Raw genomic sequence first — 11,206 nt, forward strand, 5'->3', positions numbered from 1 at the left:
CTGCGATTGCATCAGCTGCCCGGCGATGCGGAACAGCGCGCGCTCGTCCGTCGCGGGATCGCGCAGCACCGCCGCGAGTGCGTCCGCCAGCCGCCGCGCCAGCGCCGCCTGGAAGCCGCGACTGGATCGCTCTGACACCAGGGCCGCGAGCAGCGGGCCGTTGGCGCGCACGGCCGGGTGGGAAAGGATGCGGTCCGCCAGCGCCGTGCTGTCGCCCAGCTGAAGGACCATCCACGCCACGCCCGCGAGCGCGTCGGCCGACGCGGCGGAATCCGCCAGCACCCGCTCCCGCGCCCGCACGCGCACGGCCGGCGGTGCATACGGCGACGCGAGCTGCGCCGTGAGCCACGGGCTGCGCCGGACGGCCGGCTCGTCCAGCAGCGCCGCGGCCCGCGCCGTGTCGCGCGCGAGCACCCGGACCACGGGGAAGAGCAGCGAATCCGTCACCTGCGGATGGGCCAGCAGGCGCGCGGTCGCCGCTTGGCGGATGCTGTCCGCGGCCGGGCCGGGATACGACAGGAGCGCCAGGCGCTGCTGGATGCGCGCGCTGCGCCGGGCCGTGGCGCTGGCCGCCAGGGCCCGCCCGACGGGGACGACGGTGGTGTCGGGCCCATACCCGTGCGGGCCGGGAAGCCGCAGGGCGAAGGCGTAGAGGATGGGCTCCGGCGTCCCCGGATCGGCGATGGCCTGGGGCGCCAGCGGCCACAGCAGGCCGGGCGCGGGGTTGGCGCCGTTGGGCCAGGGCACGTCCGCCAGGCGGACGAGCCAGCGATGGTTGGCCTTTACGCGCTCCGCGCCGAACAGCTGCCGCGCCAGGTCCGCGTCCCCCGCCCGCGCGGCGGAATCCACCAGCATGGCGACGGCGGAATCCGGCAGGTCCGGGTCCGCCAGCAGGATCCCCGTCCACGCCTGGCCCAGGCGCGTCCCGGCCAGCCGCCCCAGCAGCGCGCGGCTCCACAGGTACGCGTCGCCGGGGCGGATGTCGAAGAAGCCGGTCCGCTCGACGTCCTCCACCACGCTGCTCGCGGGCGTGATCCAGCCCACGCGGCCGCGGAACGCCAGCCCCTCCCGCGACTCCCACAGGCCATAGTCCATCTCCCGCCCGTAGACGACGGTGAAGAACGCCAGCCGCTCCCGGGGCTCCTCGGCGTTCACCGTCACGCTGCGCACGCCCGGCACCCGCTGGGCTTCGAGGAACGCGCCGAGCTCCGCCGGCGGCTCGGGGCAGGCGGCCAGCGTGTCGCCGTCCGTGTCCGCGCGCAGCCGCCCGGCGGGGATGATCCACAGCTCGCTGGGCGATCCCGGCGCCGGGTGCACCAGCAGCGCCAGGTCCCCCGCCCGGCTGGCCGAGATCCCGCCGACGTGCGCCGGCGCGCGCACCCGTCCGGCACCGCGGCGGACGGGGTCGGCCGCGTAGAGGTCGAACAGCGTGTCCTGCCTGACGAGGCTTGCCGGGAACGCCACCGCGCCGGACGCGGGGAGCCAGGCGGCCTCTTCGCGGTGGCTGCCGATGGGCCCCGCCAGGCATTGTCCCGCCGCGCCCGGCGCGGGCTCCAGCCACAGCGCCATCCGCGCGCCCCCGCAGCAGCTGCCGAAGTACGGCACCGGGCCCGCATGGCCGTCGCGCAGCCGGGCGCGCGCGTCCGCCCGGTCCATCCGCCGCCCCGGCCCGCCCTCCGCCCCCACGATCCACAGCTCCTCGCCGGGGCCGGAGAACGACATCGCGTCGATGCGCCGAAAGACGAGCGAGTCGTTGCCGGCCCAGCGCGGCGTGGCGGCGAACACGGCCTCGGCGGTGTCCGTCCACACCTGGCGCTCCCGCCCCGTGGCCAGGTCCAGGACGAACACGCCGTCCGCGCCGCCCACCTCGCCCCAGTACGCCAGCCGCGTTTCGTCCGGGGACCACTGGAGCTCGTGGCGGCGGGTGCCTCCGGGCGTGAGCAGCCGTACGGCGCGGGTGCGGACGTCCAGCATCCACAGCTGCAGGCTGTCGCCCGCCATCACGGAGAATGCGTAGCGGTCGCCGCCTGGTGACAGCGTGCCCCCTGCCGCGCGCGTGCCACCGGGAGAGGGCAGCCGCGCGATCAGCCGGGCTTCGCCGATGCGCACGTCGCCCGGGTCGGGCAGGACGGTGGGCGTCTGCGACCGGGCGGGCAGGGCCGCGAGCAGCAGGACGGAGCACACCAGCAGGGATTGGCGGATCATCGGAACGGATTCGGGCGGATGGATGCGGTGGAGGATAACGCGCGAGGTGGGTGGGATGGGGACAGACGGAAGTGCGGGAGTGCGGGAGTGCGAGAGTGCGAAAGACGGGATACGTAGTCCCCGCATCGACGGCGGGCGTCGAGCCTGAGCGGGTGAACCCGCCGCTGGGACAGCCATAAGCCCTGTCTCGCGCTGACGCGCTCTGCGAACAGGGCTTCAACCGACCGGATCGCCGCGCCGGTGCACTCCGGCGGACCGCGCTGGGGCAGTCCGCGCAGGCGGACTTCGTGCCTTTCCAGCGGCGAATTCATTCGCTCCGGCTGGGACAACGCGAATCGGCCCATGACCCGACATCCGGCCAGGTGCCACTCCTCATCGCGCATCGCTAATGATCGGCAGGCCGATCCGCCGATCCGCCGATCCGCCCGATCCGCCCGATCCGCCGATCCGCCGATCCGCCGATCCGCCGATCCGCCCGATCCGCCCGATCCGCCCGATCCGCCCGATCCGCCCGATCCGCCCGATCCGCCCGATCCGCCCGATCCGCCTGATCCGCCGATCCGCCGATCCGCCGATCCGTCCGATCCGTCCGATCCGTCCGATCCGCCCGATCCGCCCGATCCGGGGAAACGACCGTTCCGGCGGAGACGGTGTACAGGGTTGCTTGCGCATCCACCCCGATCCAAATCCACCCCACGACGCGTCCATGCTGAACGCCGTACCCGCGTCCGTACCCGAGATCGACCTTCGCGTCCTGCACGACCTGATCGGCCAGGTAGAAACCGTGTTCCGCGGCAAGCGCGAGACCGTGCGCCTGTCGGTGGCGGCGCTGCTGGCGCGCGGACACCTGCTGTTCGAGGACATCCCGGGCGTGGGAAAGACCACGCTGGCCCGCGCTCTCACGGCCGCCCTGGGGCTGGAATTCCGCCGCATCCAGTTCACCAGCGACCTGCTGCCCTCCGACGTGCTGGGCGTGAGCGTGTACAACCCGCGCACGCACGAGTTCGAGACGCGGCCCGGCCCCATCTTTACCCACGTGGTGCTGGCGGACGAGATCAACCGCGCGCCGCCCCGCACCCAGAGCGGCCTGCTGGAAGCCATGCAGGAGGGCCGCGTGACCATCGACGAGCGCAGCTACGAGCTGCCGCACCCGTTCCTGGTCATGGCCACGCAGAACCCGCTGGAGCAGCACGGCACGTATCCGCTCCCCGAGAGCCAGCTGGACCGCTTCATGATGCGCCTGTCCATCGGCTACCCGGACCTGGACGAGGAACGCAACGTGATCCTGCAGTCCGCGGGCGGCGGCGACCCCATCGCGCGCATCCGGCCCGTGCTGGATCCCGCGTCGGTGGTGGCGCTGCAGGAGCGCGTGGACCTGGTGCACGCGGACGGCTCCATCGTCGACTACCTGATGGCCGTGGTCCAGGCCACGCGCGCGGAGCCGCGGCTGCGCGCCGGGGCCAGCACGCGCGGCGCCATCGCCCTGCTGCGGGCCGCGCGGGGGTACGCGCTGGTGGACGGCCGCGAGTTCCTGGTGCCCGACGACGTGCGGCGCCTGGTGGTCCCCACGCTGGCGCACCGCCTTCTCCCCGCCGGCGCCAGCGCCGCCACGGGCGAGGCGTACGAGGAGGCCGTGTCGGTGGCGGAGGAGATCCTGGGCCGCATCCCCATGCCCGTGTGAGGCGTGGGGGCTGGGCAATCCAGAGAAGCGAATCAGCTCGAGTCAGGGCGACGCGGCGTGGGCGGCACACCCAGCCCCGGCGAATGCCCCGGGACGGATCCGATCGGTATGGCGGCGCCCCAGCCCCCGGCGAATGCCCGGTTATGGGTCCGATCGATGTGGCGGCGCCCCAGCCCCCGGCGAATGAATTCGCGGCTTTGACAACGTGATGTCGGCCTGCGCCGACCGCTCCTGCCGCGTGCCGACGTTGTGCACTCCGGCGGCGTTCAAGCCTTTCGAAGGCCGCCTCGGGGCACATCGGCAGGTCCGCGCTGGGGCAGTCCGCGCAGGCGGACTTCGTTCCTTTCCAACGGCGAATTCATTCGCTCCGGCTGGGTGCGGCACGGGCGAGTGCCGCGGCCGCGCCCCATCCACAGAAGACGTACCACCGCTCCTTCCCGGACCATGCCGGATCGGAATCCATCGTCCACCGCCCAGCGCTTCGCGGCCCTGCGCCGCCGCATCCGCCGCTGGATGCGGCCCCCGCGGCGCATCCGGTTTTCGCGCGCGGGGTGGTTCTTCAGCGCGGGGTCGGTGCTGCTGGGCGTGGCGGCCATCGGCACGGGCAACAACCTGCTGTTCCTGATGCTGGGCGGCATGCTGGGGTTCATCACCCTGAGCGGCTGGCTCTCCGAGCAGATGCTGCGGCGGCTGGAGGTGCGGCGCCGCGTGGCCCGCGCCACGGCCGGCGAGCCCGCCCGCATCACCTACGAGCTCCGCAACGGCAACCGCCGCCTGCCCGCCTTCAGCGTCGAAGCGGGCGAAGAGGACCAGGAGGAGGCGCGCGCCTGGGTGCCCGTCGTGGACCCCGGCGCGTGGGTGACGGGGCGCGCGGAGACCGTCTGGGAGGAGCGCGGCGTGTATCCGCTGGAAACCATCACGCTCTCCACGAGCTTTCCCTTTGGCCTGTTCGTGAAGGAGCGCGACGTGGAGGTGCCGGGCGAGGCCATCGTCTGGCCGCGCACGGACCGCCGCGTCCGCGAGCCGCGGCCGGCCGGGCAGCGCGTGCGCCGCTCCGGCGAGGCGTTCGCGGGGCAGGCGGGCGCGCGGGGCGAGTACCGCGGCCTGCGCCCCTACCGCGCCGGCGACGACCCGCGCGACGTGCACTGGAAGACGACGGCCCGCGTGGGCGAGCCCGTCGTCCGCGAGTACGAGCGCGACCGCTCGCGGGCCCTGTGGCTGTGCCTGGACCTGCGCGCCCCCGAGGGCGACGTGGCCGAGGCAGCGGCCGAGATCGCCGCCTCGCTGGCGGCCGGCGCCGCCCGCCGGGGCGACGCGTTCGGCCTGGCCACGCAGGACGCGCGCGTGCGGCCGGGCACCGGCGCCGCGCAGCTGGAGCGGGTGCTGGACGCGCTGGCCCGCGCGCGCTTTCGGGCGGACGCGGGGCGCCTGGAGCCGCCCGTGCCCGCGGGCGAGTGCGTGCTGGTGGCCGCCTCGTCTCGCGAGGCCGGCTGGGGCGAGGTGTTCACGGCCACGGCGGCGACGGGAGGCGGACGATGACGGTGGCCCTGCTGCACCGCCGGCTCACGGCGGCCATGTCGCTCAGCGCGCTGCTGGCGTTCATGGCCGGGGCGGGGCTTTCGCCCACGGGCGTGGCCGCCGCGGGCGTGCTGTGCTTCGCGGCGTTCCGCCTGCCGCCGGAGTCGTGGAGCCGGTGGATCGAGCGCGCGTCGCGGCTCATCGTCATCGGCCTGTGCGCGTGGATGCTGTACGTGGCGTTCGTGCTGGGCGGCGACTTCCTGCCGGCCGTCATGGCCATGCTGCTCTTTCTGCTGGCGGCCGAAAGCGTGCGGCCCCTGCAGGCGCAGAACGACACGCGGCTGTACCTGCTCGCCTTTGCCCTGCTGATGTCGGCCACGGCGTACTACCCGGGCGTGGGGTTCGCGGCGTCGTTCGTGGCGTTCATCGTCTTTTCCACGCTGGCCATGACGGCGGGCTACCTGCGGCGCCAGGCGGAGCGCTTCAATGTGGCCGACGTGCGGCTGGGGCGGCGGATGATGATCACCATCGGCGCGCTGTCGGGGGTGGTGCTGCTGGTGAGCGCGTCGCTGTTCATCCTTTTTCCCCGCCTGCCGCGCCAATGGAACGTGCAGGGGCGGCGCGGCGGCGGCGAGGTGATGGCCGGCTTTGGCGACGAGGTGCGGCTGGGGCAGCACGGCGGGCGCATCAGCGACAACCCCGAGGTCGCGTTCCGGGTGGAGTTCCCCGATTCGCAGCCGTCGGACGAGATGTACTGGCGGGGCCGCTCGTTCGACCACTTCGACGGCGAGCGGTGGTCGCGCACGCAGGGGCTGCGGGGGCCCAACTACGGGCCCAGCGCGTACGGCACCAACTGGAGCGGGCCCATCCGCAGCGTCAACGTCTTTGGCGGGCCGCCGGAGGCCAACGTGCTCTTTGGGCCGCACCCCATCCTGACCGTGCAGCCCCGCTCCGCCATTCGCGCGTACCCGCACCCCGGCGGCGACATCGTCTACTCCGGCAGCGACGCGCCCGTGTACACAGTGCTCTTCGCGGACGGGCTCCCCTCGGAGAAGCGGCTGCGCGACAGCGACCAGTGGGAGGACCCGCGGGCCATCCTGCCGTACCTGGAGCTGCCGCCCCTGGCGCCCCGCGTGGAGCGCCTGGCGGACTCGCTGACGCGGGGAAAGACGGCCCGCATTGACCAGGTGCGCGCCGTGGAGCGGTACCTCACGACGGAGTTCTCGTACACGCTGGACCTGCCGCGCACGCGGTCCGAGGCCACGGTGGAGGGCTTTCTCTTCAACCGGCGCGCGGGGCACTGCGAGTACTTCAGCACGGCCATGGCGGTGCTGCTGCGGGCGCGGGGCATCCCGGCGCGCAACGTGACGGGGTTCCTGGGCGGCGAGTGGAACGCGTACGGCAGCTACCTGGCGGTGACGGGAAACGACGCGCACTCGTGGGTGGAGGTGTGGTTTCCCCGCGTGGGCTGGGTGCCGTTCGATCCCACGCCCCCGGCGCGCAACACCTTCATGGGCGAGGGCGCCGGCGGCCGCTGGGGGATCACGCTGTGGTTCGGCGCGGTGGAGCACCGCTGGTACAAGTGGGTGGTGGACTACAACCTCGAGAAGCAGCTGGGCATCCTGAGCCGCGTGGAGGACCTGTTCTCGCGCAACGACGCGCGCGGGGCGGACGCGGGCCGGTCCACGGGCGGGGCCCCGCGCATCATCGCCGTGCTGATCGCGCTGGGCGTGGCGGGCGCGCTGCTGGTCGGCGTGCGGCGCCGGCGCCGGGGCACCGCGCGCTCGGCGGAGACGCGCGCGTACCTGGCCCTGCGCCGCGCGTACGAGCGCGCCAAGGTGGGTGGCGCGGGCGGGCCGCTGCAGTTCACCGAGCGGCTGGAGGCGGAGCGCGCGCCGGGCGCTGTGCCGGCGGCGGAGCTGGTGCGGCTGTACGTCCGCGCGCGCTTTGGCGGCCAGGACATCGGCGACGCCGGCCGCGCCCGCATGCGCGCCGCCCTGGACGAGGCCCGCCGTGCCCTGCGCGATTCGCGCCGCGCTCGAAGGGGCGGGGGAGGCGATGGGGACGGCGGACCGGATGACACGCCGGAGTCGAGGACACGTGGCGAGCGGGAGGAGAGCGCGGAGCCCGTGCTGGTGGGGCGGTAGGACTGGGCGAGGAGCGGATGCTGGTGGGGCAAGTCGCTCCCGGCGGAGGATCAGATTCCAGGCACGGCAGGCCCCGTCGCTGCGCGACGGGGGGCCCTCTCCCCCGACCTCCTTTTGCTCGTTCCTCGCAACGTCGGTCGACCCCTCCCCCAACTTCGGGGGAGGGGTTTTTCATGCGCGCCGGGTGCCTGCACCAAGGCACAGATTCGCCGTCAGGAAGCATATCGGCGGATGCCGATCTGTTCTCCCCTCTCCGCGAGGAACGAGCGGGGAGGGTCGGGGTGCTGCCGGCGAGGAGCATCCGGATGCCCAAGGCGAAGTTCTCCCTTCCCCCATGCAGTTGATGGGGGAAGGGTCGGGGATGGGGGGCGCTCCGCTGCCGGCGCGATCCATCCCTCCCGGCTGATCTCCCCACTCCCACCATCCCCTCCCTCCCGCCGGAATCCGCCCGCCACGCCCTCCGTCCGCGTAGCGCACGGTACCGTCCCGAGGCGAAAATTACCCGAAATACGGGCAGTTTCGTGACACCGGGGGTGGTACACTTCGTGCCAGATCAGGGGTGCCGGGCGGAGCCTCCCGATACGCCCGGAGAAAATCCAAGAATTGCAGAAGGTGCATGATGATGTACCCTGGACGAGAGCTGAACCCGCGCATGGACGCGGCACGCACGGCGGCCGGCGAGCGGCGCGCCTTTTCGCGGCGCATCGACTGCGCCGAGGCAGGACGGGCCCGGCAGCCCGTGAACCCCAGCGCCGGCGGGATGGACCGCCGTGAGCCCATGCAGGGCCGCGACGGACGCCGTCGCCTGGACATCGACTGACACCCTTCGGCCGGACGTCGTCTCCGGAAGCCCATCCGCACTCCATGAACCAGGTCATCCGCGATCCGCGCCCGTCCGGGACCCCGCTGGACCCGGACGAGCTGCGCGTCACGCGGCTGCGCGCCGTGCGCGGCCCCAACTTCTGGCGGCTGGCGCCCGTCATTGCCTGCGACGTCACGCTGGGCTCGCTGGAGGACGTGCCCTCCACCGAGATCCCCGGCTTCAACGAGCGGCTCATGTCACTGCTGCCCAGCCTGCGCGAGCACCCGTGCTCCCGCGGCACGGAGGGCGGCTTCGTGGAGCGGCTGCAGGAAGGCACGCACCTGCCCCACATCATGGAGCACGTCGCCCTGGAGCTGCAGACGCTGGCCGGGACCGACGTCTCGTTCGGCCGCGTGGTGGAGAGCGGCGATCCGGGCGTGTGGTGGCTGATCGTCGCGTACGAGGAAGAAGAGGTGGGGCTGCAGGCCATGCGCGAGACGCTGCGCCTGGTGCGCGCGTGCATGGGCGGCCAGCCGTTCGACATCGAGGCGTGCGTGGAGGACCTGCACGACCTGTTCGAGTCCACGCGCCTGGGCCCCTCCACGGGCGCCATCGTGGAAGAGGCGCGGCGCCGCGGCATCCCCGTGCGCCGGCTGAACAACCACTCGCTGGTGCAGCTGGGGCTGGGGCGCAACCTGCGGCGCGTGCAGGCCGCCATGAGCGACTACACCAGCGCCATCGGCGTGGAGATCGCGCAGGACAAGGACGACACGCGGCGTGTGCTGGGCGCCATTGGCCTGCCCGTGCCCGAGGGGATGACGGCCCGCACGGTGGAGGCCGCGCTGGACGCCGCCCGCGAGATCGGCTGGCCCGTGCTGCTCAAGCCCCTGGACGCCAGCCACGGCCGCGGCATCTCGGGCTCCATCACCGGCGAGGAGGGCGTGCGCGCTGCGTTCGAGGTGGCCCAGGGCTACTCGCGCCGCGTGGTCGTGGAGCAGTTCGTCACGGGGCGCGACTATCGCGTGCTCGTCGTCGACGGGCGCGTGGCGGCCGTGGCGGAGCGCGTTCCCGCGCACGTGGTGGGGGATGGGCACAGCACGGTGGCGGAGCTCATCCGGACCGCCAACCAGGACCCGCGCCGGGGCAAGGGTCATTCGCGCACGCTCACCCGCCTGCCCGACGACGCGGCCACGGACGTGTACCTGGCGTCCCGGGGGCTCACGCAGCAGCACGTGCCGGCGGAGGGCGAGCAGGTCTTTCTCCGCGCCACGGCCAACCTGTCCACGGGCGGCACGTCCATCGACCGCACGGACGAGATCCACCCCGACAACGTGACGGCGTGCGAGATGGCGGCCGGCGTGGTGGGGTTGGACATTGCCGGCATCGACGTGCTGTCGCCCGACATCACCGTGCCGTTCCGCGAGAACCGCGCGGTGATCATCGAGGTGAACGCGGCGCCGGGGCTGCGGATGCACACGCACCCCAGCGAGGGCCCGCCCCGCAATGTGGGCGCGCCCATCATCGAGATGCTGTATCCGCCGGGGCAGCCGTACACCATTCCCGTCATCGCCATCACGGGCACCAACGGAAAGACGACGACGACGCGGCTCACGGCGCACCTGTTTCGCCAGACGGGCAAGACAGTGGGCTTTACGACCACGGACGGCGTGTACCTCCAGGACCGGATGGTGATGGAGGGCGACATGACGGGTCCGTTCTCGGCCAACATCATCCTGTCCAACCCCACGGTGGACGTGGCCGTGCTGGAGACGGCGCGCGGCGGCGTGATCCGCGCGGGGCTGGGCTTTGACGAGTGCGACGTGGGCGTGGTGCTCAACGTGTCGGCGGACCACCTGGGGCTGCGCGGCATCAACACGGTGGAGCAGCTGGCCGAGGTCAAGTCCGTGGTCCCCGCCGTCGTCAAGCGCGAGGGGCACGCCGTGCTCAACGCGGACGACCCGCTCGTGTACCGCATGCGCGACCGCAGCGGCGGCGACATCGTGCTCTTCAGCACGCGGCGCGAGGGGGAGAACCCGCTGTTCGAGGACCACATCGAGCGGGGCGGCATCGGCGCGCGCATCGAGGACGGCACGTTCGTCATCCGGCGCGGGCGGCTGCGCATTCCCATCGCCACCGTGCGCGAGGTGCCGCTGATGATGGGCGGCGCCGCGCGGTTCCAGCGGCAGAACATCCTGGCTGCCATCGCCACGGCGTACGTGCAGGGCGTGCGCTACGACACCATCCGCGCCGGCCTGCTGTCGTTCTTCCCGTCCCCGTCCATGACGCCGGGGCGGCTGAACCTCATGCGGGTGGGCAACGCGCGGGTGCTCATCGACTACGCGCACAACCCGGCCGCCGTGGAGGGGCTGGTGGAGATGGTGACGGAGATCCCTGCCCGCCGCCGCATCGGCGTGATCACGGCCCCCGGCGACCGCCGCGACGAGGACATCCGCGGCCTGGGGCGCCTGTGCGCGTCGCTGGACCGGGTGATCGTCAAGGAGGACACGGACACGCGCGGCCGCGCGCCGGGCGAGGTGGCCGGTCTGGTGATCGACGGCCTGCGCGAGGGCGGCATGCACGGCGACTGCATCGAGACGGTGCTGGACGAGATGGAGGCCGTGGACCACGCCCTGCGCGAGGTGGGCGAGGGCGACCTGGTGATGGTGCTGGCCGACAAGGTGCCGCCCGTGCTGGCCCACGTGCAGCGGTACGCGGACGGCGCGGCGGCGCTGTGAGGAACTGCAGGGAATAGGGAATAGGGAATAGGGAATAGGGAATAGGGAATAGGGAATAGGGAATAGGGAATAGGGAATAGGGAATAGGGAATAGGGAATAGCGGGACCGGGCGGATGG

Annotated in this window: 7 protein-coding genes; 5 read left to right on the forward strand and 2 right to left on the reverse strand. The window is 73.0% G+C overall.

Going from position 1 to position 11,206, the window contains the following annotated elements; all coding sequences use genetic code 11:
* The coding region (locus tag VFZ20_RS22710; RefSeq protein WP_329686241.1) for a hypothetical protein at positions 1–2,205 on the reverse strand (2,205 nt) is incomplete at its 3' end.
* A 372-nt stretch (positions 2,206–2,577) separates the two neighbouring features.
* Positions 2,578–2,877 (reverse strand): hypothetical protein, encoded by a 300-nt coding sequence (locus VFZ20_RS22715; protein ID WP_329686242.1) that lies wholly within the window; start codon positions 2,875–2,877, stop codon positions 2,578–2,580.
* Between the two features lie 34 nt (positions 2,878–2,911).
* Between VFZ20_RS22715 and VFZ20_RS22720 the strand changes: the two genes are divergently transcribed.
* The 5 genes from VFZ20_RS22720 (at position 2,912) to cphA (ending at position 11,088) form a co-directional block, all read left to right on the forward strand.
* Complete coding sequence (locus tag VFZ20_RS22720; RefSeq protein WP_329686243.1) at positions 2,912–3,886, forward strand: MoxR family ATPase; 975 nt, start codon at positions 2,912–2,914, stop codon at positions 3,884–3,886.
* A 444-nt stretch (positions 3,887–4,330) separates the two neighbouring features.
* Complete coding sequence (locus VFZ20_RS22725; protein WP_329686244.1) at positions 4,331–5,425, forward strand: DUF58 domain-containing protein; 1,095 nt, start codon at positions 4,331–4,333, stop codon at positions 5,423–5,425.
* Entirely contained in the window at positions 5,422–7,551 is a 2,130-nt protein-coding gene (locus tag VFZ20_RS22730) for a DUF3488 and transglutaminase-like domain-containing protein (protein ID WP_329686245.1), read from the forward strand. The genes VFZ20_RS22725 and VFZ20_RS22730 overlap by 4 nt, the downstream gene beginning before the upstream one ends.
* Positions 7,552–8,167: 616 nt before the next feature.
* On the forward strand, positions 8,168–8,371 hold the full coding sequence (locus VFZ20_RS22735; protein WP_329686246.1) for a hypothetical protein: 204 nt from the start codon (positions 8,168–8,170) through the stop codon (positions 8,369–8,371).
* Positions 8,372–8,415: 44 nt separating this feature from the next.
* Positions 8,416–11,088 carry a cyanophycin synthetase gene (cphA, locus tag VFZ20_RS22740; RefSeq protein WP_329686247.1) on the forward strand — a complete coding sequence of 891 codons (2,673 nt, stop codon included), beginning with the start codon at positions 8,416–8,418 and terminating at the stop codon, positions 11,086–11,088.
* The last annotated feature ends 118 nt before the right edge of the window (positions 11,089–11,206 follow it).

The sequence above is a fragment of the Longimicrobium sp. genome (assembly GCF_036280135.1).
Classification (GTDB): domain Bacteria; phylum Gemmatimonadota; class Gemmatimonadetes; order Longimicrobiales; family Longimicrobiaceae; genus Longimicrobium.

Bases quoted from the DNA above. Each gene is read 5' to 3' on its own strand.
- VFZ20_RS22730 (WP_329686245.1), top strand. From the start codon at position 5,422: ATGACGGTGGCCCTGCTGCACCGCCGGCTCACGGCGGCCATGTCGCTC.
- VFZ20_RS22735 (WP_329686246.1), top strand. From the start codon at position 8,168: ATGATGATGTACCCTGGACGAGAGCTGAACCCGCGCATGGACGCGGCA.
- cphA (WP_329686247.1), top strand. From the start codon at position 8,416: ATGAACCAGGTCATCCGCGATCCGCGCCCGTCCGGGACCCCGCTGGAC.
- VFZ20_RS22715 (WP_329686242.1), bottom strand. From the start codon at position 2,877: ATGCGCAAGCAACCCTGTACACCGTCTCCGCCGGAACGGTCGTTTCCC.
- VFZ20_RS22725 (WP_329686244.1), top strand. From the start codon at position 4,331: ATGCCGGATCGGAATCCATCGTCCACCGCCCAGCGCTTCGCGGCCCTG.
- VFZ20_RS22720 (WP_329686243.1), top strand. From the start codon at position 2,912: ATGCTGAACGCCGTACCCGCGTCCGTACCCGAGATCGACCTTCGCGTC.